The following is a 26,054-nucleotide window of genomic DNA, read 5'->3' on the forward strand; positions in this document are numbered from 1 at the left end:
TTCATTTATGCGAATTCCGGTGCTATGATTCAGTCGCGCAAACGTTTGCGCCTTGCTTGTTATTGCTCATACCGGCATTCGACCCATACGAAACCTGCCGCTTACAACACCATCTGGAGACTTTGATGAATACACGTATCCGCCTCAAGCTGATTGCCGCCGCCGTCCTCGCCTGCGCGCTGCCGACATTGCCGGCCATGGCCCAGACCGCGGCAAAACCAAAAGTTGCGCTGGTGATGAAGTCGCTGGCCAACGAGTTCTTCCTGACCATGGAAAACGGCGCCAAAGAACACCAGAAGGCGCACGCAGCGCAATACGACCTGATCGCCAACGGCATCAAGGACGAACAAGACACCGCCAACCAGATCAAGATCGTCGAACAGATGATCGTCTCCAAAGTCAGCGGCCTGGTCATTGCACCGGCTGACTCCAAGGCGCTGGTGCCGGTGATCAAGAAGGCGATCGACGCCGGCATCATCGTGGTCAACATCGACAACAAGTTCGACGACGCCGCCCTGAAGGAAAAGGGCATCACCGTGCCGTTTGTCGGCCCTGACAACCGCAAGGGCGCCAAGCTGGTCGGCGACTTCCTGGCCAAGCAGATCAAGAGCGGCGACAAGGTCGCCATCATCGAAGGCGTCTCCACTACCGTGAACGCGCAGCAGCGTACCCTGGGCTTCCAGGATGCGATGGGCGCAGCCGGCGCCAAGGTCGTCTCGGTGCAGTCCGGCCAATGGGAAATCGATCCGGGCAACAAGGTTGCCGCCTCCATGCTGAATGCGCATCCTGACATCAAGGCGATCCTGGCCGGCAACGACAACATGGCGCTGGGCGCGGTTGCCGCCGTCAAGGCTGCGGGCAAGACTGGCAAGGTGCTGGTGGTCGGTTACGACAACATCAACGCCATCAAGCCGATGCTCAAGGACGGACGCGTGCTGGCGACCGCCGACCAGTTCGCTTCGCAGCAAGCCGTGTTCGGTATCGAAACAGTCCTGAAAGCGCTGACCGACAAGAAGCCGCAAAACAGTCTGGGCGGCACCGTGGAAACCAAGGTCCAGTTGGTGACCAAGGACAGCAAGTAAGCGGCAAATAGGCATCAACAAAAGAGAGCGGAATGCCGAAGCGTTCCGTTCTCTCTGCAAGACCGCAGTTACCGAATCACCGAACCGCACGAATTACCACACCTTCACGGTGGAGGCTGAATGTTCAACCCATCCCCTGCTCCGGCGCCCGCTTCTGCGCTTGGTCCCGCATTGCTGTCACTCACCGGCGTCGGCAAGACTTATGTCGAACCCGTGCTCAGCGACGTCTCGCTGGAAATCCGTCCCGGCCAGATCCTGGCGCTCACCGGTGAAAATGGCGCCGGCAAGAGCACGCTGTCCAAGATCGTCTGTGGCCTGGTGCAATCCACTACCGGCGCCATGCTGCTCGACGGCCAGCCCTATCAACCGCGCTCGCGCACCGAAGCGGAACAACTCGGCATCCGCATGGTGATGCAAGAACTGAACCTGATCCCGACGCTGAGCATCGCAGAAAACCTGTTCCTCAATCAGCTGCCGCAACGCTTCGGCTGGATCGACCGGCCGAAGCTTGCCGCCTTGGCGCAAGCACAAATGGCCGCCGTCGGCCTGACCGACATCGATCCATGGACGCCGGTCGGCGAGCTTGGCGTAGGTCACCAGCAAATGGTGGAGATCGCGCGCAACCTGATCGGCAGCTGCCGCCTGCTGGTGCTGGACGAGCCGACTGCGATGCTGACCAGCCGCGAAGTGGAATTGCTGTTCGCGCAGATTGCGCGCCTGCAATCGGAAGGCGTGGCGATCATCTACATCTCGCATCGTCTGGAAGAATTGAAACAGGTCGCCGACCGCATCGCAGTGCTGCGTGACGGCAAGCTGGTCTGCGACGACGCCATCGGCGGCTATAGCAGCGATGCGCTGGTCCAGCTGATGGTCGGCCGCGCTGCGGAAGCTGAACTCGACCTCGGTCACCGCGATATCGGCGCGCCGCTGCTGCGCGTGCGCAATCTGGGCCGCGGCAACGTCGTCGCGCCGGCATCCTTCGATCTGCGCGCCGGAGAAATTCTCGGCATCGCCGGATTGATCGGCTCCGGCCGCACTGAATTGCTGCGCCTGATTTTCGGCGCCGACCGCGCCGATCAGGGAGAAGTTTTTGTCGGTGACCAGACCCAGGCCGCCGACATACGCTCGCCCAAACACGCGATCGCTTCCGGCATCGCCATGATCACCGAAGACCGCAAGAGCCAGGGCCTGCTGCTGCCGCAATCGATCGCCGTCAACGCCACGCTGGCCAAACTCGGCGCCGTCAGCAAGATGGGCATGCTCGACGGCGATACGGAAAGCGCGGTTGCCGAGGACTACATCAAACGCCTGCGCATACGCTCGCGCGACGGCTCGCAGGCCGCAGGAGAACTCTCCGGCGGCAATCAGCAAAAGGTCGTTATCGCGCGCTGGCTCTATCGCGACTGCCCGATCATGCTATTCGACGAACCGACGCGCGGCATCGACATCGGCGCAAAATTTGATATCTACAAACTGCTGGCCGATCTGTCGCGTCAGGGCAAAGGCCTGCTGATCGTTTCCAGCGACCTGCGCGAACTGATGCTGATCTGCGACCGCATCGCCGTGATGAGCGCGGGCAAGCTGGCCGATACTTTTGAACGCGGTCAATGGAGCCAGGAAGAGATCCTTGCATCGGCGTTCAGCGGCTACATGAACTCGCCTGCTGCTGCAGCGCCCCAGGCGGCCTGAGCGTGACGACACCCACACAATCAAAACGAACAAAGATCATGACCCATCCCAACCGTACCTTCTCTGTCTACGGCCTGTCCGCCGTCAAGAACTATCTCGGCCTGATCATCGCCCTGCTCGCGATGTGCGTGCTGTTCGCCTTCCTCAGCGAAAACTTCCTCACGCTGGCAACCTTCAGTACCTTGTCCAACGACATCCCGACATTGGTCGTGATGGCGGTCGGCATGACCTTCGTACTGATCGTCGGCGGCATCGATCTGTCGGTCGGCTCGGTGATGGCGCTGGCGGCTTCGATCCTGTCGATGGCGATGGTGCGCTGGGGCTGGCCGCTGTTTGCCGCCGGGTTGCTCGGCATCCTGGTCGCCAGCCTGTGCGGCATGCTGACCGGTCTGATCTCGGTGGGCTGGCGCATTCCCTCCTTCATCGTCTCGCTGGGCGTACTGGAAATGGCCCGCGGCATGGCCTATCAGGTCACCAATTCGCGCACCGAATACATCGGCAGCGCCGTCGACAGCATCAGTTCGCCGATCATCTTCGGCCTGTCGCCTGCGTTCATCGCTTCGATCGTAGTCGTCATCGTCGGCCATCTGGTGCTGACACGCACCGTGCTGGGCCGCCACTGGATCGGCATCGGCACCAATGAAGAAGCGGTGCGCCTGGCTGGCATCAATCCGCGTCCAAGCAAGATTCTGGTGTTCGCCCTGATGGGCTTGCTGGCAGGCGTCGGCGCGCTGTTCCAGGTATCGCGCCTGGAAGCGGCCGACCCCAACGGCGGCGTCGGCATGGAGCTGCAAGTGATCGCAGCGGTGGTCATCGGCGGCACCAGCCTCATGGGCGGGCGCGGCTCGGTCATCAGCACCTTCATCGGCGTGCTGATCATCTCGGTGCTGGAAGCCGGTCTGGCGCAGATCGGCGTTTCGGAACCGATGAAGCGCATCATCACCGGTCTGGTGATTGTCGCCGCCGTAGTGCTGGATACCTATCGTCGCCGTGGCGAACGCAATACACATTAATACGCACGAACATACGCACTAACAACATCAGTGATCGCAAAACATGGCAACCATCAAAGACGTAGCGCGCCACGCCGGAGTGTCTTACACCACGGTGTCGCATGTGTTGAACAAAACCCGGCCGGTCAGCGTCGACGCCCGCGACCGCGTGCTCGCCGCCGTCGAAGCGCTGGCTTACGTGCCCAGCGCACTGGCGCGTTCACTCAAGAGTAATGCCACCGGCAGTATCGGCCTGATCATTCCCAACAACACCAACCCCTATTTCTCGGAAGTGGCGCGCGGCATCGAAGACAGCTGCTACGCCGCCGGCTACAGCGTCATCCTGTGCAACTCGGACGACGATCCGGCCAAGCAGCGCGACTATCTCAACGTGCTGCTGACCAAACGCTGCGACGGCCTGATCGTCGCCACGCTGGCGCAGACCGATGGTGAACTGCTGCGCAAGATGAAGGTGCCGACCGTACTGCTGGACCGTGCACCGAAAGACATGGCCATCGATCTTGTTGCGGTCGACAACGCCGCCGGCGGTGCACTGGCAGCCGAACATCTGCTGTCGCTGGGACGCCGCCGCATCGCTTGCATCGGCGGCCCGGAGAGTCTGGATATTTCATATGAACGTATCGCCAGCCTGCGCCGGACTTTGCAGGATGCCGGCGTCACCGTGCAGGACGACATGCTGAAATACGCCGACTTCACCAGCGCGGGAGGCTATACCGCTGCACGCGAGTTGCTGGATTCCGGCGAAGTGCCGGATGCGATTTTCTGCTGCAACGACCTGATGGCCATCGGCGCCCTGCGCGCTGCGGCGGAACGCGGCATCGATGTGCCGGATGCCTTGTCGGTGGTCGGCTTCGACGATATCGACCTGGCGCAGTTCGTGCATCCGCCATTGACCAGCGTATCGCAAAACACGCGGACACTGGGCCAGTTGACTGCGCAATGCCTGCTTGACCGCATTGCCGATCCAGGCCGCCCGGTACAGCGACAAACTATCACGCCGCAGCTGCATATTCGGGGTTCGACTGTCAGAGCCTGAGCGCATTATTGTTGACTCGGTTTTTGATTCGTTTTGGTTTATTCACGTTAAAAATTTCACCTTAAGATAAACATGATCGTCATCATCGGCAGCATCAACATGGACTTGGTTTTGCGCGTGCCGCGCATGCCGCTTCCCGGCGAAACCATCACCGGCGGCCAGTTCCGCACCATCCCCGGCGGCAAGGGCGCCAATCAGGCCGTAGCCTGCGCGCGCCTGAGCGATGACAGCATCAAGGTCGCCATGGTGGCGTGCCTGGGCGACGACGCCTTCGGTGCAGAACTGCGCGCCGCCTTGCGCGCGGATGGCATCGACGATAGCCATGTCAGCATCATTCCAGACACCGCGTCCGGCATCGCCTCGATTCTGGTGGACGACAACGGCCAGAACAGCATCGTGCTGGCTTCCGGCGCGAATGCCGAACTCAGTCCGGCACATATCGATGCGGCGCGTGCACTGATCGAGCAAGCCCGTATCGTCGTACTGCAACTGGAGTCGCCACTGCCGACCGTGATCCACGCCATCAAGCTGGCGCACTCACTGGGCAAGACTGTGGTGCTCAATCCGGCGCCTGCGCAGGCTTTGCCGGCAGAACTGCTTGGACAGATCGACTATCTGGTGCCTAATGAAATCGAAGCAGCCATGCTGGCCGGCGTGCCTGCCGCCGGCATCAATATTGATAACGACAGTGACGAACAGATCGCCGACATCATCGCAAAACTGCGCGCCAACGGTTCCAGCAACGTCCTGGTGACGCTGGGCGAAAAAGGCGTCTACGCTGCGCTGGCCGCCGGATCAACCCACTTCGATGCGCAAGCCGTCAAGGCGGTCGATACCACCGCTGCAGGCGACACCTTCATCGGCGGCTTCGTCGCTGCACTGGCGGAAGGCCGCAGCGAAGCCGATGCCATCGCACTCGGCCAGCGCGCCGCTGCCATCAGCGTCGCACGGGTGGGCGCGCAAACGTCCATTCCGACGCGCCGGGAAGTTGCCAACTGAGTTGCCAACTGAGTAATTGAAGCAGGAGACTGACATGAAGAAAACGCCGCTGCTCAACATCGCACTGTCACAACTGATTGCCTCGCTCGGTCACGGCGACAGCATCGTCATCGGTGATGCCGGCCTGCCGGTGCCGTCCGGCGTGCCGCTGATCGACCTTGCGCTGACGCGCGGCGTGCCTGGATTCATGGATACCCTGCAAACCATCCTCGCCGAGATGCAGGTGGAACATCACGTGCTGGCCGACGAACTGGCCGGGCGCAGCCCGCAGCTCGCGCAGCAGATCAGCTTGCTCGGCCTGGCCGGCAAGCAAACCATGCCGCACGAAGACTTCAAACGCCGCAGCCAGCAGGCACGCGCCGTGATTCGCACCGGTGAGTTCACGCCTTACGCCAATATCATTCTGGTCTCGGGCGTGACGTTCTGATCCAATTTCTTGTGATTTAACTTTTCCCGATTGCCAGCACCGACGACGATTGCATCTGCATCGCCTGACGAGCGCCGTGAACGGTCTTCAATGGTGCGGCCTCAGTAATTTCATAGTGATCGCCCAGCCGGAACACGCTGACCAGTTGTGCCAGCAATGCCGTCTGCTGTTGCATCGATGACGCCGCGCCGGCAGCCTCCTCCACCAACGCGGCATTTTGCTGCGTCGCCTTGTCCATCTGGCCGATAGCCTGATTGACTTCTTCGAGACCGTTGCTTTGCTCCCGGCTCGCAGCCGATATCTCGCCGACGATATCGGTCACGCGCTTCACGCTGGCGACCATGTCCGTCATGGTCACGCCGGCCTGCTCGACCAGCACGGTGCCGGAGCCGACCTTCTCCACCGAGTCGCCGATCAATGTCTTGATTTCCTTTGCCGCCGAGGCCGAGCGTTGCGCCAGCGTACGCACCTCCTGCGCCACCACGGCGAAACCGCGCCCCTGCTCACCGGCGCGCGCCGCTTCCACTGCCGCATTCAGTGCAAGGATATTGGTTTGGAACGCGATACCGTCAATCACGCTGATGATGTCGACGATCTTCTTCGACGACTCGCTGATGGAGTTCATGGTCGCCACGACTTCACGCACCACGTTGCCGCCGGCGACCGCGATGTCGGATGCGGAGGTTGCCAGTTGATTGGCCTGCGTCGCGTTGTCGGCGTTCTGACGTACGGTCGAAGTCAATGCATCCATCGCCGAGACCGTCTCTTCCAGCGAACCGGCCTGCTGCTCGGTGCGCGACGACAAGTCGGCGTTGCCGGCAGCGATCTGCGACGAAGCGCTGGCGATCGCGGCGGTGCCGGAACGCACCTGCGAGACGATCTTGAGCAAACCCGCGTTCATATCGCGCAAGGCTGCCAGCAACTGGCCGGTTTCGTTGCGCGCGTCGATTTCAATCGTGCTGCTGAGATCGCCGTCGGCAACCGTACGCGCAATCGCTACCGCCCGCGCCAGCGGCGTGGTGATCGACACCGTGGTGTACCAGGCGATCAACGCACCCAGCAGCAAGGCCAGCAGCGAGATGCCAAGCAGCAGATATTGCGTCTGTTGAGCGTCGGCGCCGGACGACTGCACATTGTCCGTCATGCGCTGCTGCTGAAGCGCAATCATGCCGTCGATCTGCTCGAAGTAACCCTGCTGTGCCGGCAGTACTTCACTGAATAGCAACTCCGCCGCTTCACTCTTCTTGTCTTGCAACAGCGTCTGGGCAAAATGTGTACGTGCGGCGACAAACTTCTGCCGTGCCGTGACCAGACCGGCAACGTATTGGCGGCCCTGTTCGCCGGCGGTGGTTTTGTCGATCTCATTGATGGACGCCACGATCACCCGCGCACCGGTCTCAATGCTGTCCAGCTCCGCTTTGATCTTGACGGGGTCGCTCAGCAACAAGGCGTTGCGCATGCTGATGACAGCTTCATTGACCTTGTCCTTGATCCGGTGCGCCAGGATTGTCTTGGGATACAGGTCGCTGTTGGTCAGGCCGATGTTCGCGTTGAGCGAAGCGATGCGGCCGTAGGTAAGAAAAATCACCGCCAGCAGCAACACGGCGATGAAACCGAAGCTGATGGCGAGCTGATGCCCGATACGGAGTTTCCTGAATGTCATGACGTCCCTTCAATGATGGCGCGCTATCCCGGTTGGATGTCCCTGATTCGGGGATGATCCGCGGCAAAGCGCCGCTCCGGTCTCAGGTAGACGAACGGCGTGACGGCTTTATTCCATCGCTGTAAAAATAAATAGGGAGAGCGCCCGGAAACGGGAAGAAAGAAGGCGCCGGATAGGCACGTTGCGCGCATCCGGCATTAAAAAGCCAAATGGCAGTTGGCGAAACAATAACAAGTTGCATCAAGCTTTGCCGATCGCCAGCACCGCCGGCAAACGTACAGCCTTCGGCGGACGCGCGCCGTCAGGCTTTTTGAGCGATACGAGATCGCCTCCTTCGTATCGGTCGCCAAGCCGGAACACGCTGACCAGTTGCGCCAGTGAGTCCGTCTGTTGTTGCATCGATAATGCAGCGCCGGCGGCCTGCTCGACCAGGGCGGCGTTTTGCTGGGTGGTCTGGTCCATCTGGCCGATGGCCTGATTGACTTCTTCCAGGCCGTTGCTTTGCTCACGGCTGGCGGCCGATATCTCACCCACGATGTCGGTGACCCGTTTTACGCTGGCGACCATGTCGGTCATGGTGGCCCCCGCCTGCTCGACCAGCGCCGTACCGGAGCCGACTTTGTCGACCGAATCGCCGATCAGCGTCTTGATCTCCTTGGCAGCCGCCGCCGAACGTTGCGCCAGCGTGCGCACCTCTTGCGCCACCACGGCAAAGCCACGTCCCTGTTCGCCGGCACGTGCTGCTTCCACTGCAGCGTTCAATGCCAGGATATTGGTCTGGAAGGCGATGCCGTCGATTACGCTGATGATGTCGACGATCTTCTTCGATGACTCATTGATGGAATTCATGGTCAGGACGACGTCACGCACCACATTGCCGCCGGCTACCGCGATGTCAGATGCCGAGGTCGCCAACTGACTGGCCTGGCGTGCGTTGTCGGCGTTCTGCCTGACGGTGGAGGTCAGCGCATCCATCGCCGAAACGGTTTCTTCGAGCGAACCGGCCTGATGCTCCGTACGCGTCGACAGGTCCGCGTTGCCGGCGGCGATCTGAGCCGACGCACTGGCGATGGCGCCGGTGCCTGAGCGCACCTGCGAGACAATCTTCAACAAGCCTTCGTTCATGTCGCGCAGTGCCGCCAGCAACTGGCCGGTTTCGTTATGCGCATCGGATTCGATAATGCTGCTCAGATCGCCGTCGGCCACGGTGCGCGCAATCGCGACCGCACGCGCCAGTGGTGTCGCAATGGAGACCGAGGTGTACCAGGCAATCGCAGTACCCGACAACAGGGCCAGCAATGAAATGCCGAGCAGCAGATATTCAGTCTGGCGCGCCTCCTCAGCCGAGCGCCGCACATTATCCGCCATGCGCTGCTCCTGAAAAGCGATCGTGCCGTCCAGCGTCGTGAAGTAGGCTTGCTGCACCGGCAGGACCTCCTCATAAAGCAAGCGCATCGCTTCGTCCCTCCGGCCTTGCAGCAGCGCATCGGTAAAGTGAGCGCGCGCGGCGACGAACTTCTGCCGTCCCGCGATAAGCGCCTCGACATATTCACGCCCCTGCTCCGTGGAGGTCGCCTTGTCGATTTCGTTCACCGTCGCACCGACGATGTGTGCGTTGACCTCAATCCTGGCGAACTCGGATTTGATCTTGTCTGCATCGCTGGTCAGCAAAGCATTCCGCATGCCGATGACAACGTCATTGACCTTGTCCTTGATACGATGCGCCAGGATCGTCTTGGGGTAGAGATCGGTATTGGTCTGTCCGATGTTGGCGTTCAGCGAGGCGATGCGGCCGTAGGTAAAAAAGACAATCGCCAGCAACAATATGGCGATCACTCCGAAGCTGATAGCCAGCTGATGTCCGATACGAAGTTTCCTGAATGTCATCTTGCTTCCTCCCTGTTGGCATGCGTTCGCCGGCCAGCGCGCCTGCATGGGCATGGCGCCGTTCCGACCACGAGTAAACCTGCGCTACAGGATTTTTATTCCCGGAATGCCAAAATAAATCAGAGAAAAATCAGAAGCACCAAGCCGGCAAAGATGGCAGCAAGAAAATAGAGGAAGCGCCGCCGTACATGCAGTGATGCATGTACCGGGAAGAAGAATGAAATCAAACAGTAGAAGTTGACGAAATGACTATGGCCGATCGCTTCAACCGCCGGCAAGGTCCGGATCATCGCCGACATCGTCGCTGATATTGTCGGCCGCATAAGTCGCCGCCGCCAGCAAGCGCTGCGTATAGGCGTGCGACGGCTGCTGCAACACATCGGCCACCGCCCCGCCCTCCACTACTTTGCCATCCTTCATGACCAGCACCTGATGCGCCATGGCGCGGATCACGGCAAGATCGTGGCTGATGAACAAATAAGTCAGGCCGTGCTTGCGTTGCAGCTGCGCCAGCAATTGCAAGACCTGCTGCTGCACCGTAACATCAAGCGCCGAGGTCGGCTCGTCCAGCAGCAATAGTTCCGGCTTGAGCACAACAGCACGCGCGATCGCAATGCGCTGGCGCTGACCACCGGAAAATTCATGCGGATAGCGTTGCAGCATGTCTTCGGATAATCCGACTTCCTGCAGCGCGGCGACCACTTCGGCCCGCTGCTGTGCAACGTTCAGGTGCGGTTGATGCAGCGCCAGCCCTTCGCCGACGATCTGCTCAATCGTCCGGCGCGGCGACAGCGACGCGAACGGATCCTGAAACACAACCTGCATGCGTGCGCGCAAGGGCCGCACGGCGCTCGACGACATGGCGCTGACCTGTTGGCCGTCGAAACGGATTTTGCCCTCCACCTGCGCCGATGACAGACGCAACAAGGCCATGCCCAGGGTCGACTTGCCCGAACCGGATTCGCCGACGATACCGAGCGTTTCACCTTTGCGCAGCGTCAGATTCACATCATCCACCGCGACGAACTGCTTGCGGCGCAGCCAGCCTTGCTTGATCGAGAAAGTGCAGCGCACGCGCTCTCCGGTCAGCAGCACCGGCGCGCCGGGCGCAATCTCGTCGACGTTGCGTTTGGGCTGGCTGGCCAGCAGCTTGCGCGTATAGGCTTGCTGCGGCGCTGCGAACAAATCCGCCGTGACGCCGGTCTCGATCAGCTTGCCCTTTTCCATCACGCCGACGCGATCGGCAAAATGACGGACCAGGTTGAGATCGTGCGAGATCAGCAGCACCGCCATGTTTTCATCGCGCTGCAAGTGATTGAGCAATTCGAGGATCTGCACCTGAATCGTCACATCCAGCGCCGTGGTCGGTTCATCCGCGATCAGCAGCTTGGGACGGCAAGCGAGGGCCATGGCAATCATGGCGCGCTGACGCTGACCGCCCGACAACTGATGCGGATAAGCCAATGCGCGGCGCGCGGGTTCCGGAATGCCGGTTTTCTCCAGCAAGGCGACGGTGCGTTGCGCCGCAGCTTTGGCGCTCAGGCCTTCGTGCAGCATCAGCACTTCGGCGATCTGGTTGCCGATGGTGAACAGCGGATTCAAGGCCGTCATCGGCTCCTGAAAAATCATCGCTGCATCCATGCCGCGCACGCCGCGCATGGCGGCTTCAGTCTTTTGCAGAATGTCGTCGCCGTTGAACAGGATTTGTCCGTCGTAATTTGCATCCTGATTCAGACGCAACACCGACAAGGCGCTGACCGTCTTGCCGGAACCGGACTCGCCGACCAGAGCGAATTTTTCGCCGGGTTCGACTTTGAAGCTGACGTCATCGACGACGGTTGCATTGCCGAAGCGCACCGACAGATTGCGGATGTTGAGCAGACTCATGCCTTCCTCCGCACATCGAGCGCATTGCGCAAGGCGTCGCCGATATTAGTCAGCAACAGCAGCGTCACAGTCAGCACGATAAAGGTCGACAAGGCGATCCACCAGGCATCGAGGTTGTTCTTACCCTGCGCCAGCAGTTCGCCGAGGCTCGGCGTGGAAGGCGGCACGCCGAGGCCGAGGAAGTCGAGGCTGGTCAGCGCGAGAATCGATGCGCTCATGCGGAACGGCAGAAAGGTGACGACCGGCGTCAGACTGTTCGGCAGCACATGGCGCCAGATGATTTGCAGATTCGACAGACCCAGTGCGCGCGCAGCCTGTACATATTCCAGATTGCGATTGCGCAGGAAGTCGGCGCGCACATAGTCCGACAACCCCATCCAGCCGAACAGCGACAACAGCACCAGCAGCAGACCGATGCTGGGTTCGAAGATCGATGAAAAAATGATCAGCAGATACAGCTCCGGCATCGAGCCCCAGATTTCCAGGATGCGCTGCATGAACAAGTCGGTGCGTCCGGCGAAGTAGCCCTGCACCGCGCCGGCCAGCAAACCCAGCACCACGCCCGTTGCCGTTAAAGCCAGACCGAACAGGATGGAAATGCGGAAGCCGTACAGCAAGCGCGCAAACACATCGCGCCCGCGGTCATCCGTACCGAGCCAGTTCTCCGAGGAAGGCGGCGCCGGATTGGGTTGCGTGGCGAAGTAATTGAGTGTGTCGAAGCGATAGCGATTGAGCGGATAGATGGCCCAGTTGCCATCCTTCTTGAACTGGTCCTGGATGAAGGGATCCAGGTAGTCCGCGGGCGAGGCGAAATCGCCGCCGAACTCTTTCTCCGAGTAGTCATGCGCAATCGGGAACAGGATCTTGCCGTGATAGCTGGCCACCAGCGGCTTGTCGTTGGAAACCAGTTCAGCTCCGAGACTGACGATGAACAGCACCAGAAAAATAATCAGGCTCCAGTAGCCGTTGCGATTCTGGCGGAAGCGCAGCCAGATGCGACGGCCCGGAGAAATCGAAGGCGATGAAGAAGGAGAAGAAGCAGTCAAGGTCGTTACGCTCATTTGGCCAGACTTTCAAACTGGACGCGCGGATCGGCCCAGACGTAGCAAAGATCGCCCAGCAGTTTCACCACAAGACCGATCAGCGTGAACAGATACAAGGTGCCCATCACAACCGGATAGTCGCGTCGAATCACCGACTCATACGACAGCAAGCCGAGGCCGTCGAGCGAGAACAGCGTCTCGATCAGCAGGCTGCCGGCAAAGAAGGCGCCGATGAAGGCTGCCGGAAATCCGGTCACCAGGGGGATCAGGGCATTGCGGAATACATGCTTGTAGAGCACCTTGTTTTCGCTCAGGCCCTTGGCCCGCGCAGTCAGCACGTATTGCTTGCGGATTTCGTCTAGGAAGGTGTTCTTGGTCAGCATCGTCATGACCGCAAACGATCCGGCCACCGAGGCCAGCACCGGCAACGTGATGTGCCACAGGTAGTCCTTGATCTTGCCGAACAACGATAGCGTGGCCCAGTCGTCCGAGGTCAGCCCGCGCAGCGGGAACCATTGCAGGAAGCTACCGCCGCCGAACACCACCAGCAGGAACACGCCCAGCACAAACCCGGGGATCGAATAGCCGACCAGCACCACCGCGCTCGACAGCGAATCAAAACGGCTGCCCTCGCGCACCGCCTTGGCGATACCCAGCGGCACCGAGATAAGGTAGGTCAGGAAGAAGGTCCACAAACCGATCGTGATCGATACCGGCATCTTGGATTTGACCAGTTGCCAGACGTCGCCATGGTGATAAAAACTCTTGCCGAGGTCGAAGGTGAGGAAACCCTTGAGCATCTGCCAGAATCGCTCTGCCGGCGGTTTGTCGAAACCGTAGAGCGCCTTGATTTCGTTGACGCGGTCGATGTCGACGCCCTGCCGCCCGCGATAGGCAGAACCGCCACCGGCGGATTCATGCACGCCGGCTCGCCCTTTCAGTTCGTCCAAGGCCTGCTCTACCGGACCACCAGGTACGAATTGAATGACCGCGAAGGTAATGGCGATAACGCCGATCAGCGTCGGCAGCATTAACAGCACGCGCTTGAGGATGTAGCTCCAGATATTCATGGCTGTGCGAGTCCCGCAAAAATCAGTTCAATTGTCATGGTTCGTTTCATCGCGGCTTTTGCTCCCACCAGGTCGATACGACATAAGGGTTGGCCTCGTAGTACAACGGCAGTTTGTCCGGTATGCCGAAACGGTTGCGATAAGCGACTCGATGCGAAGCCGAATACCAGTGCGGAATGATGATGTAGTCATGGAGCAGGACGCGATCGAGGGCTCTGGTCGCTGTTACCAGGTCTTTGCGTGTGGTGGCTGCAACCAGCTCCTGAATCAATTGATCGACGGCAGGACTGCGCAGTCCCCAGGCGTTATTGGAGCCTTTTTCATCCGCGGCTTTCGAGCCGAACAAATCGAACATTTCATTCCCGGGACTGCTGGTCGCAGGAAAAGCCAGGCTGGTCATGTCGAAGTCGAAGTTTTCCATGCGTTTCTGCACCAGCGCGTAGTCTGCTACACGCTGGTGCACCTGAATGCCCAGTTTGTCGAGGTTGCGGACATAAACGTTGATGACGCGCGACATGGAAGATTGATCATCCAGAATTTCGAACGAAAAAATCTCTCCTTTCGCATTGCGTAAAGCGCCGTCGCGATACTCCCAGCCAGCCTGCCGCAACAATTCGCGCGCCTTGAGCAAATTCTCACGCAAGGAATGCGGAGGATTGGTGTCCGGCGGTACCGGAGCCGGGCCGAACACGACCGGATTGAGCTTGTCCCGCAAGGGATTGAGCAGCTTCAGTTCATCTTCAGACGGTGTGCCCCGTGCGGCCAGTTCGCTGTTGGCAAAGAAGGAATCGATACGCGTGTACTGGTTGTAAAACAACTGCCGGTTCAACCACTCGTAGTCGAGCGCCAATCCCAAGGCTTGCCTGACGCGCACGTCCTGGAACTGCGGACGCCGCAGATTGATGACAAAGCCTTGCATGTTGGCGCCATTCTGATGTTTCAGATTGCGCTTGATAATCTCGCCGCTGGTGAATTTGGGACCGTTGTATGCGCGCACCCAATTTTTGGCGCTGTACTCGACGACAACGTCAAACTCACCCGCCTTGAATGCTTCCAGCCGGGCCACATCGTCCTTGTAAAACCGATAGACGATGTTCTCGAAATTGAACGTGCCTTTGCGCACCGGCACATCGGTGCCCCAATAGTCGCTGCGGCGCTTGTAGGTAATATTGCGGCCGACGTCGTAGCTGTCGATGGCATAAGGTCCGCTGGCAATCGGCGGCGTCAGTTGAATGTTGTCGAACGACGTTCCCGCCGCCCACTTTCTGGAGAACACGGGAACGCTGCCGACGATCAAAGGCAGCTCATGATTCTTGGTCTTGAAATCGAAACGCACCGTTTGCCCGTCGAGAACGACGCACTGCTTGATATCGGCGAAATAGGACTTGTACTGCGGCGCGCCTTTGGCGATCAAGGTGTCGAAGGAATACTTCACGTCGGCCGCGGTGACCGGGTCGCCATTGTTGAAGCGTGCCTTGGGATTGAGGTGAAACGTCATGGACATGCGGTCCGCCGACAGTTGCATGTCATCGGCGAGCAGGCCGTAGATGGTGGTGATTTCATCCTGCGAACTGATTGCCAGCGTTTCGAACATCAGGCTATCGACCCCGGCGGCAGAAACGCCTTTCAGGGAGAACGGATTGAATTTATCAAAACTGGTGCGACGATCCGGATTCGCCAGATATAGCGTGCCGCGCTTGGGCGCGTCAGGATTGACGTAGTCGAAATGGGTGAAACCGGCGGAATATTTGGGTGTGTCGTACAGCGAGAAGGCGTGTTCCGCACTGGCGGGGCTGAGATGACTGAGCGCGCCCAGCAGCAAGGAAGAAAGAATGAATTTACGCATGCGTCCTGTCGGAGTCGGATTCCCGTGAAATTCCTGCAAAGTTGTTGAGATGCAAAACTGATGCCTATTCTACCCAATGGCACTCAGCAGCATTGCCTGCCGATGACAAAATGCCAAGCCGGCATCCCGCTCGGCCGCCATCTTCCGTCCGCGAAAAATCGTCCCATCGGTTGCCCCCATCGCTGCAAGCCCCTACAATCTTGCCCAGTTCAGACGCAAATATACTGCATCGAATAGAAATCCCCTTATTTCGTCCCGGCCGGCACCGCTTTTGGCGTCGTCGCGGCGATCACTCGGAGTCAACATGGCATTTTTGCAAGGCAAGAAAATCCTGATCACAGGTCTGTTATCCAATCGTTCCATCGCTTATGGCATCGCCACGGCGTGCAAGCGCGAAGGCGCGGAACTGGCGTTCACCTATGTCGGCGAGCGTTTCAAGGACCGTATCACCAAATTCGCCGAAGAATTTGACAGCAAGCTGATTTTCGATTGCGACGTCGGCAGCGATGAGCAGATCAATGCCTTGTTCGCCGATCTGGGCAAATCATGGGATCAGCTGGACGGCCTGGTGCACGCCATCGGCTTTGCGCCGAACGAAGCGATCGCCGGCGACTTCCTGGAGGGTTTCTCGCGCGAAGGCTTCAAGATCGCGCACGACATCTCGGCCTATAGCTTCCCGGCAATGGCAAAGGCGGCGCTGCCGATGCTGCGTCCGAATTCGGCGCTGCTGACCCTGACCTACCTCGGTTCCGAGCGCGTCGTGCCGAACTACAACACCATGGGCCTGGCCAAAGCGTCGCTGGAAGCCAGCGTGCGTTACCTGGCGGAATCCCTGGGTCCCAAAGGCGTGCGCGTCAACGGCGTGTCTGCCGGTCCGATTAAGACGCTGGCGGCCAGCGGCATCAAGGGCTTCGGCAAGATCCTCGGTTTTGTGTCCGACAACGCCCCGCTGCGCCGCAACGTAACGATTGAAGACGTGGGCAATGCTTCGGCCTTCCTGTTGTCTGACCTGGCAGGCGGCATCACCGGCGAGATCACCTACGTGGATGGCGGCTTCTCGCGCGTTGTCGGCGGGATCTCGGAGTAAGACGAACAACGACTAGGGCCTGTTCGAAGTAAATCTCCGAATAAGCCCTAGTGCTAACTTCGACATTTTCCTGTATGATTCGGTTTGTGCGTTGCAATACGACGTACAAACCGTAATCCGGTCTACCGGGTTACTCAGTAGCTTCGCAAGCCCTAACTGTCGCGCTAGACATACGACAGTACGTAGTAAAAGCCCTCCCGCCTTGAGTGTCCTTAGTTTTTAAGCGACACCGTCCCGGCGCAAAGCTTTTGTGCCGAAATTTCTTTGTTTTTCATAGTCATTTCGTTGGTTGGCGTTGCTTTTTTGCGTTCACCGCATTTGTTGTGCGCTCGTTGCGTCCGATTCGTTGGCCGTAAGCTTGCGCTGCATTGCATTTGTCTGGCGCTCATACATAAAACGAAAGAAAACATGACTTTTGAAACACTAGGCCTGCACCCATCGATTATCAAAGCCTTGACCGACTCCGGCTACACCGCGCCGACTCCGGTCCAGGAACAAGCTATCCCTGCCGCCATCGCCGGTAAGGATCTGCTGGTATCGTCGCAGACAGGCTCCGGCAAGACAGCAGCATTCATGCTGCCGTCGCTGCACAAGTTTGCCTCCATGCCGCCTGCCGCTCCCGGCGCGAAGACGCCAAACCAGGAAGCGCAAGCCGCCAAGGCACGCGGCGACCGTCCACGTTTCCGTCCTGCACAGCCAAAGATGCTGGTGCTGACGCCGACACGTGAACTGGCCCTGCAAGTGACTACCGCAACCGACAAGTACTGCGCACACATGCGCCGTCTGAAGGCCGTGTCCATCCTGGGTGGCATGCCTTATCCGAAGCAAATGCAATTGCTGTCGCGCAATCCTGAAATCCTGGTGGCGACACCTGGCCGTCTGATCGACCATATGGATTCGGGCAAGATCGATTTCTCCGAACTGGAAATCCTGGTGCTGGACGAAGCCGACCGCATGCTGGACATGGGCTTCATCGAAGATATCGAAAAGATCGTTGCTGCAACACCGGCAACCCGCCAAACCATGCTGTTCTCGGCAACGCTGGATGGCGTCGTCGGCAACATGGCAAAGCGCATCACCAATGCACCGCAGATCATCCAGATCGCCGGTTCCGCCACCAAGCATGAAAACATCGCTCAGCGTGTCCACTTCGTCGACGATCTGTCGCACAAGAATCGCCTGCTGGACTTCCTGCTGCGCGACGTGACCATGGATCAGGCTGTTGTGTTCACCGCCACCAAGCGTGACGCTGACACCATCGCCGACCGTCTGAACATCGCCGGTTTCGCTGCCGCTGCTTTGCATGGCGATATGCATCAAGGCGCGCGCAACCGCACTCTGGACGGCATGCGTCGCGGCCAGGTCCGCGTGCTGGTAGCCACCGACGTCGCCGCTCGCGGTATCGACGTGCCGGGCATCACCCACGTGTTCAACTACGATCTGCCGAAATTCCCGGAAGACTACGTTCACCGTATCGGCCGTACCGGTCGCGCCGGCCGTAACGGCGTTGCCGTCTCGCTGGTCAATCACGCAGAAGGCATGCACGTCAAACGTATCGAGCGCTTCACCAAGCAACCGATCCCGGTTGATGTCGTGGAAGGCTACGAGCCAAAGAAAACAGCGGCGCCTGCACGCAGCGCACGCAAGCCAGGCGGCTGGCGTCCAGGCGACAACCGCAGCGGCCCACCACGTTCGGGCAGCGGTAACGGCAATGGCGGCGGTCGCAGCTTCGGCGGCAAACCGGCAGGTGCCGGTGGTCCGCGCAAAGAAGGCGGCGGTGGCGGCGGTTACAAGGGCGGTGGCGCCCGTGCCGACGGCGGCGCACGTCGCTCTTACGGCGATCGTTAATTTGCATTAACACTGCCTGCTGTATCGGCGATCACCGTCCAACGATGATCGCCGCAGAAAGCAGGCAAGTCACAAAACAAAAGGCCGCTTCATTGAAGCGGCCTTTGTCATTGGCGTCGCAGTTTTCAGTCTCAACTGCTGCAGGCGCCGCCCTTCCCTGCCCGCAAGGCCGTCACGTCGGCAGAAATCGCATCCGCCGCATTCGCGACCGCGCGCTGCATGCCTTGCACCACGCCATCTATACCGATGCCGCTGACCGGTTCCACGACCGCCAGACGACACACCGTACTGGTGTTGTTGTCGCTGCGTGTGACGGTCCAGCCGAAGGATGCCTCGACCTTGCCGCCCTTGACGGCATCAAGCTGGCGCAATTCAACCACGATGCGGTAGACCGGCTGACTCACCGGACGTCCGCCGCGCGTCACGTCGACGGCGCCGAGGCGATTGGCGACACCGCTGGCCAGCGCATCGCGCAATTCATTATTGAACGGCGCCGACCACCGATCCTGCTCCAGAATATCGACGCGCGTATCGTCCGTGCGCACGACTATCTGCGGCCGCGCCAGACGCTCCGGCACGCTTACCGGCAAGACCTCGATGAATGTCTGGCCGCTTGCGGGTGCAGCTGCAGATGTCTGGGATGGGGCCGATGAGGAACCTGATGCTCCGGTTGCCGCCAAGGTATAGAAACGCGTCGGCGCCGTCGAGCATGCCGCCATCGTCAATACCGACGCCGCCAGCATCGCCGCCGAAACAAGTGTGAATCTGCGCTGCATTATTTATCCTCCTGCTTGCCGCGAATCAGCGATTCCGGATGTTGCTGCAAATAATCGGTCAATACCCTGATGGAAGCCGCCGCACGCGATAGCTCCTGCATGGTCTGGCGTACGTCCTGCTGCAACGGCGCGTCGTCGGACAAGGTCCGTTCGGCGGCGTTGAGCGTCTTGCGCGCATCATGCATAGCGGCAGTGATTTCCGGCGCGACGTCGTTGTTGATCTTGTTCATGGTCTGCTCGGCGCTGCTCAGCGTACGATTGAGCGTAGCCAAAGTCTTGCGCAAGTCATCGCCGATCTTGTCGAACGGCACCTTGCTCAGCTTGCGCGTAATGTCCCCGATCTGATTCTGGATCTCGTCGAGACTGTTAGGAATCGTCGGGAAGACCAGCGGCGTCTTCTCAATATCAATCTGAGCCGGCTCCGCATTCGGGAAGAAGTCCAGCGCCACATAGACCTGACCGGTCAGCAGACTGCCACTGCGCAATTGCGCGCGCAGTCCGTGTGCAACCAGATAGCGCAGACGCTGGCGCGGCGTATAGCGCGATTCTTGCTGCTCGTTGAACTTGCGGCCGAGACGATCCGGATACAGAGTCACCACCACCGGCATCAGGAACTGGCGCGTCTTGTCGTCGTATTCGATGCCGATCGACTTGACCTCGCCCAGCACCACGCCACGGAAGTCCACCGCCGCGCCCGGCTCGAGACCGCGTAGCGACTGGTTGAAATAGAGCAGCACAGTTTGCGAGCGTCCGTCAGGTTCCTTCATGGCGGCAGCTTCATCTTCGGCCAGGCGGAAGCTGGTGTTTTCCTTGGCAGCCGTATTGGTATCGAATTCGTCCATCGATTTGAAAGCGATACCGCCCAGCACGACCGTTGCCAGCGATTGCGTATGCAACTTGAAGCCGCTGGCATTGATTTGCATGTCAAAACCGCTGGCATGCCAGAAGCGCGAATTGATACCGACAAATTTATCGTAAGGCGCGTTCACGAAAATGCGCAGCGTCACCCCCTTTCCGTCCTGATCGAGATCATAGGCGGCAACCTGGCCGACCTTGATGCGACGATAAAACACGGGCGAGCCGATATCCACCGAGCCGAGATCGGCGGCATGCAGCACGAACTGCTTGCCGGAGGTGTCGCGCGTAATGATAGGCGGCTGTTCAAGTCCGGCGAATTCTTTTTTCGTTTCCTCCGACTTGCCCGCATCGGCGCCGATATACGCGCCCGACAGCAAGGTGTTCAGGCCGGAGATGCCCGATGCCGCCACGCGCGGGCGCACCACCCAGAAGCGCGTGTCGTCGGCGGTGAAGCTCTCGGCTTCTTTGGTCAACTGCACGGTGGTCAAGACATGCGAGCGGTCTTTGCTCAGCGTAATCGACTGCACCTGGCCGATATCGACGTCCTTGTATTTCACCTTGGTCTTGCCAGCCTCGAGGCCTTCCGCCGAGACGAAGCTGATGGTGATCACCGGGCCGCGTTCGATCAGTATCTTGGCAACCAGCGTCAGACCGACCACGGCGGCGACGATGGGAATCAGCCACACCAGCGACGGCAGCCAGTTGCGCTGGCGGGTGCGCTTCGGCTCCGGCAGATGATTTGAGGGCGTCGTTTGTTCAGTCATTCACTATCCTTTTTTTGTTGCTCTTGCAGGCCGGCATGTGGCGGCGGCACTGTGTTCTTATCGGGAACCGGATCATCCTGATCCCAGATCAGACGCGGATCGAAGCTCAGGGAAGCCAGCATGGTCAGCACCACCACCGAGCCAAACGCCGCCACGCCGATACCTGCGGTAATTTTTGCGAAACCTTCGATCTGCACCAGCCCGGTCAGCAGGGATACGACAAAAACATCCAGCATCGACCACCTTCCGATCGACTCCACCACGCGATACAGCTTGGCGCGTTGCAGGCGCTGCCAACTGCTGCGCCGGCGCGCGCTCACCGTCAGGATGATCAGCGACACCAGTTTGAACAGCGGCACCAGAAAACTGGCGATGAACACCACGATCGCCAGCTCCCACGATCCGTCGACCCAGAAGTAGATGATGCCGCTCATGATCGTATCCTGCTGTTCGTCCAGCAAGGTCGTGGTAGTCATCACCGGCATCAGGTTGGCCGGGATATACATGATGCAGGCTGCGATCAGAAAGGCCCAGGTGCGATTGAGGCTGTCGACCTTGCGCACGTGCAGCGGGCTGCGGCAGACCTCACAGTTCTCGTTATCGCTGACATTCTCCCAGACAGTGCCGCAATGGTGGCAAGGACGAAGATTAGAGGCGATGGCGCTGTTCATCACCGGCTCGGCAGCAGGGGCGGCATGTGCGGCGGGCTCACCCGCAAACGATGCATCGCTTGCAGGATGCGGTATTGGATGGGTGTCGGCGCTCATCGTACCGGCTCTCCGTCTTTGACCGGCTGCGCGTCGTCAAGGTGTGCAATCACCAGCGAGCGCCACAGATAGCGCGGGTTGAACGACACCACCGCAGTCAATACGATCGTCAGGGCGCCAAACGCCCACAAGGCGACCCCAGGGATCACCGTCGCCATATTGGACAACTTCACCACCGCTACCAGTACGCCGAGCAGGAACACTTCCACCATGCCCCAAGGGCGGACCATCTGCATCAGTCGCAGCAAGGTCTTGACGCCGGGACGATGCACGCCGTGCGCAGTCGGTAATAACAAATAGAAAAGCACCAGCAACTGCAGCAAGGGGAACAGAATCGTCGTGGCCAGCACCAGCATGGCCACCAGCGACATGCCTTCCATCCCGAGCACCTTGACGGCCCCGATCAGCGTAGTCTGGCTGGTCAGCCCCTGCAACTCGATCTGCACAATCGGAAAGCTGTTGGCGATCACGAACATGATCAGGCTGGCGACCGTCAGCGGCAGCAAGCGTTGCTGGCGGCTGCCGGTGTCGCGCTCCATCTCTGCGCCGCAGCGCTGGCAGTGCGCAACTTCGGCGCGCTTGAGTACCGGCCTGTGATGCACTGCATCACACTCTTCGCAAACGATCAGGTCCGGACGTCTATGCATGAATTGTATAAATAGTGGAAATAAACCGAATAAAGAACAGATGTAGCCAAACCATTAACGACTTGCCGCTTCATCATCATGACAGGAACTTGGATTCTAACAACAAAAAGCGGCGTTTTTACCCCGCTTCGGGCTCGCTTTCGGCCGGGCCGGGCAGATATTGCTTGACAAGCCAAACGGCAATCTTCTAAAGTGACCAGATGAACTCCGCAACACAATTCTCCCTATCACTATCGCACTTCGCTGGCGCCCTGCTAGCGTTGCTACGAGTGACGCTACTACCAGCTTCGCGCTAATCCAGGTTTCCCCCTAGTTTTTGCAGTTTCCTCGCTGGCGTATTGATCTGAAAGTATCCGAAATGGATTCTCAGAATCACATCGCAGCACAAATTAAAAAGTTGTAAATTTTTACTGAAAAGCCAGTTATGCCGCTCTTGCATACCCACTCCATTGCTGCAACTCCGACTTTCGGCGAAGTCGCAGGGTTTATCGCCGCGAAGAACTTTGCACCATCGGCGCCGCTACTGCTATCGCTACCGATCGGTTGCCTGGCCTCGCGTTAGTGGCAGTCAGGCGGCCCTTGAGCCACATCGGATGATTTCCCCAATTTCACTGTAGTGACAAATTAAAGAGGTTTTACCATGATGTTAAGCAACCCGGCAGCAAAGTACCGTGCATTCCCAACGATTCCGTTATCTGATCGTACCTGGCCCAATCAGTTCATTTCCAAGCCGCCGATCTGGATGAGTACCGACCTGCGCGACGGCAATCAGGCGCTGATCGAGCCAATGAGCCCGGAACGCAAACTGCGCTTCTTTGAAATGCTGCTGCAAATCGGTCTGAAAGAAATCGAAGTCGGCTTCCCCTCCGCATCGCAAACCGACTTCGATTTCGTTCGCAAACTGATCGAAGAAAACCGCATTCCCGATGACGTCACCATCATCGTGCTGACCCAGTCGCGCGAAGAGCTGATCCGCCGCACCATCGATTCGCTGGCAGGCGCCAAGCAAGCTATCGTGCACTTGTATAACTCGGTGGCGCCGGCTTTCCGCAAGATCGTCTTCAACATGTCGCGCGATGAAATCAAGAACATCGCCGTTACCGGCACCCAGCTCGTCAAGGAACTGACCGACGCCCGTCCGGAAACCCAATGGCGCTATGAATATTCGCCGGAATCGTTCAGCACTACCGAACTCGACTTCTCCAAGGAAATCTGCGATGCCGTCTGCGAAACCTGGGGCGCGACACCCGAACGCAAAGTCATCCTGAACCTGCCGTCGACCGTCGAATGCAGCACACCGAATGTCTACGCCGACCAGATCGAATGGATGTGCCGCAACCTCAAGCATCGCGCTTCCACCATCATCTCGGTACACCCGCACAATGACCGCGGCACTGCCGTTGCCTCCGCTGAACTGGCCGTCATGGCCGGCGCTGATCGCGTCGAAGGCTGCTTGTTCGGCAACGGTGAACGCACCGGCAACGTCGACCTCGTCACACTGGTGCTGAACCTGTACACCCAAGGCGTGAACCCTGGACTGGATTTTTCCGACATTGACACCGTGCGTCAATGCGTTGAAGAGTGCAACCAGATCCCGGTCCACCCGCGTCATCCGTATGTCGGCGACCTGGTCTTCACGGCCTTCTCCGGCTCGCACCAGGATGCGATCAAGAAGGGCTTCGCCAAACAGCAAGCGGACGCCATCTGGGAAGTGCCTTATCTGCCGATCGACCCGGCCGATCTGGGCCGCAGCTACGACGCCGTGATCCGCGTCAACAGCCAGTCCGGCAAGGGCGGCATGGCTTACCTGCTGGAACAGGAATACGGCCTGTCGATGCCGCGCCGTCTGCAGATCGAATTCAGCCGCGCCATCCAGCGCGAAGCCGATGCTACCGGCAAGGAAATCGTTGCCGGCGACATCTACACGATCTTCAAGAGCGAATATCTGGACCGCACCACACCGTACGTCTATCGCGCCCACCGCATGTCGGAAGATTCTTCGCACAAGGAATCGATCAAGATTGAAATCGACATCGAGCGCAACGGCGAAAAGGCCACCCTGCGCGGCACCGGCAACGGTCCGATCGACGCCTTCGTCAATGCACTGGGTCTGGACATCAAACTGATGGACTTCCACGAGCACGCCATCGGCGCCGGCGCCAATGCGCAAGCCGCCAGCTATATCGAGCTGCGCCTGAATGAAGCGCCGACCGGTTTCGGCGTGGGCATTGACGCCAACATCGTCACCGCATCGTTCAAAGCCGTCCTCAGCGCCATCAATCGCCAGATCGCGATTGACCAGAGCGCCAATCAGCCTTCTTCGCCAAAAGCGAAAGCCGCCTGAGCAGCCTGACAAACCCACGTCAAGCGACATGAAAAAAGCCGCCGGTTTATCCAACCGGCGGCTTTTTTGTTTTGTGCTTCAGATAATCGTGAATCGTTACAGCGAGCGGGCCAGACGAATGCCGCTGTACTGCCAGCATGCGGTCGCCGGGAAAAAGTTGCGATAGCTGATACGCGAATGTCCCAGCGGGGTCGCGCCGGATGAGCCGCGCAAGACGTATTGATTGACCATGAACTTGCCGTTGTACTCACCCACGGCGCCGTCCGGAATCGCATAACCCGGATAAGGCGCGTAGCTGCTTGACGTCCACTGCCACGCCGTGCCGAAAAATTGCCGGCCCTCATTGCCGAGGGCACCGGCTGCATATTCCCACTCCGCCTCGGTCGGCAAACGCGCACCGGCCCAGCGCGCATAGGCATCAGCCTCGTAGTAGGACAAGTGCAGCACCGCCGCATGCGGATCCAGCGGCAACATGCCATGCAAGGTGAACTCCTGCCATGCGCCGTCGTCCTGGCGATGCCAGTACAGAGGATGTCTGATGCCGTTGCTGCTGCGCCAGTCCCATCCGGCCGATAGCCAAAGAGCCGGATTGTCGTAGCCGCCCTGCTCCACAAACATCAGGTATTCGATATTGCTGATCAGGCGCGAACCGATGGCAAATGCCTCGACGAACTGGCGGTGCGACGGCAGCTCGTTGTCGAAACAGAATCCGCTGCGCGCTTTGTTGCCATAGCCAATCTCCACCACACCGGCATCGAAGGCATTCCACTCCAGTTCGGTCTGTACCGGCATGGCCTGTAAGGCGCGCGGCAGATAGGCCGGCTTGAGCGGATTGAGCGACAGCAGATGTTTGACGTCGGTCAGCATCAGCTCCTGATGTTGCTGCTCATGCTGCATGCCCAGCTCCAGCAGGCGCAGACAGTCTGCATCACAGACATCCGACAACAGCAGCGCCTGCATGCGCAGATCGATGTTGGAGCGATAGGCGCGGATCTCGGCCAGCGACGGGCGCGTAAGCAAGCCGCGCTGCGGACGCGGGTGCTTGTCGCCGACACCTTCGTAATAGGAATTGAATAAGACCCGGAACGCGGGATGAAACGGCGCAAAATCAGGCTCGTAAGTTTCGAGAATGAAGGTCTCAAAGAACCAGCTGGTATGCGCCAGATGCCATTTGACCGGACTGGCGTCGGGCATCGACTGCGCGCCGCAATCTTCATCGGATAAGGGCGTAGCGAGAATCATCGAGTATTCGCGCGTGCGCAAAAAATCATCGACGATGGCTGCGTTCGTTGCGGCCAGGACGGCCGTTTCCTTATGCATG

Annotated in this window: 20 protein-coding genes; 9 read left to right on the forward strand and 11 right to left on the reverse strand. The window is 59.3% G+C overall.

Annotation, left to right across the window (positions count from 1 at the left end):
- The first annotated feature begins 125 nt into the window (after window positions 1-125).
- The 6 genes from AC1RN6_RS02765 (at window position 126) to rbsD (ending at window position 6,246) form a co-directional block, all read left to right on the forward strand.
- The gene (locus AC1RN6_RS02765) at window positions 126-1,082 is read left to right on the forward strand and encodes a sugar ABC transporter substrate-binding protein (protein WP_493002860.1); all 957 of its coding nucleotides are present in this window, start codon (window positions 126-128) and stop codon (window positions 1,080-1,082) included.
- Window positions 1,083-1,202: 120 nt separating this feature from the next.
- A complete protein-coding gene (locus AC1RN6_RS02770; RefSeq protein ID WP_493002861.1) occupies window positions 1,203-2,771 on the forward strand; it encodes a sugar ABC transporter ATP-binding protein in 1,569 nt (522 codons plus the stop codon).
- A gap of 38 nt (window positions 2,772-2,809) precedes the next feature.
- Window positions 2,810-3,784, forward strand: a complete 975-nt coding sequence (locus AC1RN6_RS02775; protein ID WP_493002862.1) for an ABC transporter permease — start codon at window positions 2,810-2,812, stop codon at window positions 3,782-3,784.
- A gap of 43 nt (window positions 3,785-3,827) precedes the next feature.
- Entirely contained in the window at window positions 3,828-4,820 is a 993-nt protein-coding gene (locus AC1RN6_RS02780; RefSeq protein ID WP_493002864.1) for a LacI family DNA-binding transcriptional regulator, read from the forward strand.
- A 72-nt stretch (window positions 4,821-4,892) separates the two neighbouring features.
- Complete coding sequence (gene rbsK, locus AC1RN6_RS02785; protein WP_493002866.1) at window positions 4,893-5,819, forward strand: ribokinase; 927 nt, start codon at window positions 4,893-4,895, stop codon at window positions 5,817-5,819.
- Between the two features lie 34 nt (window positions 5,820-5,853).
- Window positions 5,854-6,246, forward strand: a complete 393-nt coding sequence (rbsD, locus tag AC1RN6_RS02790) for a D-ribose pyranase (RefSeq protein WP_493002868.1) — start codon at window positions 5,854-5,856, stop codon at window positions 6,244-6,246.
- Window positions 6,247-6,262: 16 nt separating this feature from the next.
- Here rbsD and AC1RN6_RS02795 read toward each other — a convergent pair whose 3' ends face one another.
- The 6 genes from AC1RN6_RS02795 to AC1RN6_RS02820 all read right to left on the reverse strand — a co-directional run bounded on the left by AC1RN6_RS02795 (window position 6,263) and on the right by AC1RN6_RS02820 (window position 15,642).
- Window positions 6,263-7,909, reverse strand: a complete 1,647-nt coding sequence (locus AC1RN6_RS02795) for a methyl-accepting chemotaxis protein (RefSeq protein WP_493002870.1) — start codon at window positions 7,907-7,909, stop codon at window positions 6,263-6,265.
- Between the two features lie 240 nt (window positions 7,910-8,149).
- Window positions 8,150-9,796, reverse strand: a complete 1,647-nt coding sequence (locus AC1RN6_RS02800) for a methyl-accepting chemotaxis protein (RefSeq protein ID WP_493002872.1) — start codon at window positions 9,794-9,796, stop codon at window positions 8,150-8,152.
- A 264-nt stretch (window positions 9,797-10,060) separates the two neighbouring features.
- Window positions 10,061-11,683 (reverse strand): ABC transporter ATP-binding protein, encoded by a 1,623-nt coding sequence (locus tag AC1RN6_RS02805; protein WP_493002874.1) that lies wholly within the window; start codon window positions 11,681-11,683, stop codon window positions 10,061-10,063.
- Complete coding sequence (locus AC1RN6_RS02810) at window positions 11,680-12,744, reverse strand: ABC transporter permease (protein WP_493002875.1); 1,065 nt, start codon at window positions 12,742-12,744, stop codon at window positions 11,680-11,682. Before AC1RN6_RS02810 ends, AC1RN6_RS02805 begins: the two co-directional genes overlap by 4 nt.
- Window positions 12,741-13,796 (reverse strand): microcin C ABC transporter permease YejB, encoded by a 1,056-nt coding sequence (locus AC1RN6_RS02815; RefSeq protein WP_493002876.1) that lies wholly within the window; start codon window positions 13,794-13,796, stop codon window positions 12,741-12,743. The genes AC1RN6_RS02810 and AC1RN6_RS02815 overlap by 4 nt, the downstream gene beginning before the upstream one ends.
- A gap of 46 nt (window positions 13,797-13,842) precedes the next feature.
- Window positions 13,843-15,642: an extracellular solute-binding protein gene (locus AC1RN6_RS02820; protein WP_493002878.1), complete on the reverse strand. Its 1,800-nt coding sequence runs from the start codon at window positions 15,640-15,642 to the stop codon at window positions 13,843-13,845.
- Window positions 15,643-15,946: 304 nt separating this feature from the next.
- Between AC1RN6_RS02820 and fabI the strand changes: the two genes are divergently transcribed.
- Together fabI and AC1RN6_RS02830 are read left to right on the forward strand one after the other, a co-directional pair.
- The gene (gene fabI / locus AC1RN6_RS02825; RefSeq protein WP_094563099.1) at window positions 15,947-16,729 is read left to right on the forward strand and encodes an enoyl-ACP reductase FabI; all 783 of its coding nucleotides are present in this window, start codon (window positions 15,947-15,949) and stop codon (window positions 16,727-16,729) included.
- A gap of 408 nt (window positions 16,730-17,137) precedes the next feature.
- Window positions 17,138-18,577: a DEAD/DEAH box helicase gene (locus AC1RN6_RS02830; protein ID WP_493002879.1), complete on the forward strand. Its 1,440-nt coding sequence runs from the start codon at window positions 17,138-17,140 to the stop codon at window positions 18,575-18,577.
- Between the two features lie 131 nt (window positions 18,578-18,708).
- On the opposite strand, the gene AC1RN6_RS02835 is transcribed toward AC1RN6_RS02830, so the two are convergent.
- The 4 genes from AC1RN6_RS02835 to AC1RN6_RS02850 are packed head-to-tail and all read right to left on the reverse strand — an operon-like array spanning window position 18,709 to window position 22,389.
- The gene (locus AC1RN6_RS02835; protein WP_493002881.1) at window positions 18,709-19,353 is read right to left on the reverse strand and encodes a PqiC family protein; all 645 of its coding nucleotides are present in this window, start codon (window positions 19,351-19,353) and stop codon (window positions 18,709-18,711) included.
- Complete coding sequence (locus AC1RN6_RS02840) at window positions 19,353-20,975, reverse strand: PqiB family protein (RefSeq protein WP_493002884.1); 1,623 nt, start codon at window positions 20,973-20,975, stop codon at window positions 19,353-19,355. The genes AC1RN6_RS02835 and AC1RN6_RS02840 overlap by 1 nt, the downstream gene beginning before the upstream one ends.
- Window positions 20,972-21,742, reverse strand: coding sequence for a paraquat-inducible protein A (locus AC1RN6_RS02845; protein WP_493002885.1), 771 nt, complete (start codon window positions 21,740-21,742; stop codon window positions 20,972-20,974). The genes AC1RN6_RS02840 and AC1RN6_RS02845 overlap by 4 nt, the downstream gene beginning before the upstream one ends.
- The gene (locus AC1RN6_RS02850; RefSeq protein ID WP_493002886.1) at window positions 21,739-22,389 is read right to left on the reverse strand and encodes a paraquat-inducible protein A; all 651 of its coding nucleotides are present in this window, start codon (window positions 22,387-22,389) and stop codon (window positions 21,739-21,741) included. The genes AC1RN6_RS02845 and AC1RN6_RS02850 overlap by 4 nt, the downstream gene beginning before the upstream one ends.
- A gap of 640 nt (window positions 22,390-23,029) precedes the next feature.
- On the opposite strand from AC1RN6_RS02850, the gene leuA reads away from it, so the two are divergent.
- A complete protein-coding gene (gene leuA, locus AC1RN6_RS02855) occupies window positions 23,030-24,733 on the forward strand; it encodes a 2-isopropylmalate synthase (RefSeq protein ID WP_493002888.1) in 1,704 nt (567 codons plus the stop codon).
- A 96-nt stretch (window positions 24,734-24,829) separates the two neighbouring features.
- On the opposite strand, the gene egtB is transcribed toward leuA, so the two are convergent.
- Window positions 24,830-26,053: an ergothioneine biosynthesis protein EgtB gene (gene egtB, locus AC1RN6_RS02860; protein WP_493002889.1), complete on the reverse strand. Its 1,224-nt coding sequence runs from the start codon at window positions 26,051-26,053 to the stop codon at window positions 24,830-24,832.
- Window position 26,054 lies beyond the last annotated feature (1 nt).

This window comes from Herbaspirillum sp. GW822-FHT03A08, from assembly GCF_058801885.1.

Coding starts and splice junctions, on each gene's coding strand:
- AC1RN6_RS02765 (WP_493002860.1), top strand. CDS start 126: ATGAATACACGTATCCGCCTCAAGCTGATTGCCGCCGCCGTCCTCGCC.
- AC1RN6_RS02770 (WP_493002861.1), top strand. CDS start 1,203: ATGTTCAACCCATCCCCTGCTCCGGCGCCCGCTTCTGCGCTTGGTCCC.
- AC1RN6_RS02775 (WP_493002862.1), top strand. CDS start 2,810: ATGACCCATCCCAACCGTACCTTCTCTGTCTACGGCCTGTCCGCCGTC.
- AC1RN6_RS02780 (WP_493002864.1), top strand. CDS start 3,828: ATGGCAACCATCAAAGACGTAGCGCGCCACGCCGGAGTGTCTTACACC.
- rbsK (WP_493002866.1), top strand. CDS start 4,893: ATGATCGTCATCATCGGCAGCATCAACATGGACTTGGTTTTGCGCGTG.
- rbsD (WP_493002868.1), top strand. CDS start 5,854: ATGAAGAAAACGCCGCTGCTCAACATCGCACTGTCACAACTGATTGCC.
- AC1RN6_RS02795 (WP_493002870.1), bottom strand. CDS start 7,909: ATGACATTCAGGAAACTCCGTATCGGGCATCAGCTCGCCATCAGCTTC.
- AC1RN6_RS02800 (WP_493002872.1), bottom strand. CDS start 9,796: ATGACATTCAGGAAACTTCGTATCGGACATCAGCTGGCTATCAGCTTC.
- AC1RN6_RS02805 (WP_493002874.1), bottom strand. CDS start 11,683: ATGAGTCTGCTCAACATCCGCAATCTGTCGGTGCGCTTCGGCAATGCA.
- AC1RN6_RS02810 (WP_493002875.1), bottom strand. CDS start 12,744: ATGAGCGTAACGACCTTGACTGCTTCTTCTCCTTCTTCATCGCCTTCG.
- AC1RN6_RS02815 (WP_493002876.1), bottom strand. CDS start 13,796: ATGAATATCTGGAGCTACATCCTCAAGCGCGTGCTGTTAATGCTGCCG.
- AC1RN6_RS02820 (WP_493002878.1), bottom strand. CDS start 15,642: ATGCGTAAATTCATTCTTTCTTCCTTGCTGCTGGGCGCGCTCAGTCAT.
- fabI (WP_094563099.1), top strand. CDS start 15,947: ATGGCATTTTTGCAAGGCAAGAAAATCCTGATCACAGGTCTGTTATCC.
- AC1RN6_RS02830 (WP_493002879.1), top strand. CDS start 17,138: ATGACTTTTGAAACACTAGGCCTGCACCCATCGATTATCAAAGCCTTG.
- AC1RN6_RS02835 (WP_493002881.1), bottom strand. CDS start 19,353: ATGCAGCGCAGATTCACACTTGTTTCGGCGGCGATGCTGGCGGCGTCG.
- AC1RN6_RS02840 (WP_493002884.1), bottom strand. CDS start 20,975: ATGACTGAACAAACGACGCCCTCAAATCATCTGCCGGAGCCGAAGCGC.
- AC1RN6_RS02845 (WP_493002885.1), bottom strand. CDS start 21,742: ATGAGCGCCGACACCCATCCAATACCGCATCCTGCAAGCGATGCATCG.
- AC1RN6_RS02850 (WP_493002886.1), bottom strand. CDS start 22,389: ATGCATAGACGTCCGGACCTGATCGTTTGCGAAGAGTGTGATGCAGTG.
- leuA (WP_493002888.1), top strand. CDS start 23,030: ATGATGTTAAGCAACCCGGCAGCAAAGTACCGTGCATTCCCAACGATT.
- egtB (WP_493002889.1), bottom strand. CDS start 26,053: ATGCATAAGGAAACGGCCGTCCTGGCCGCAACGAACGCAGCCATCGTC.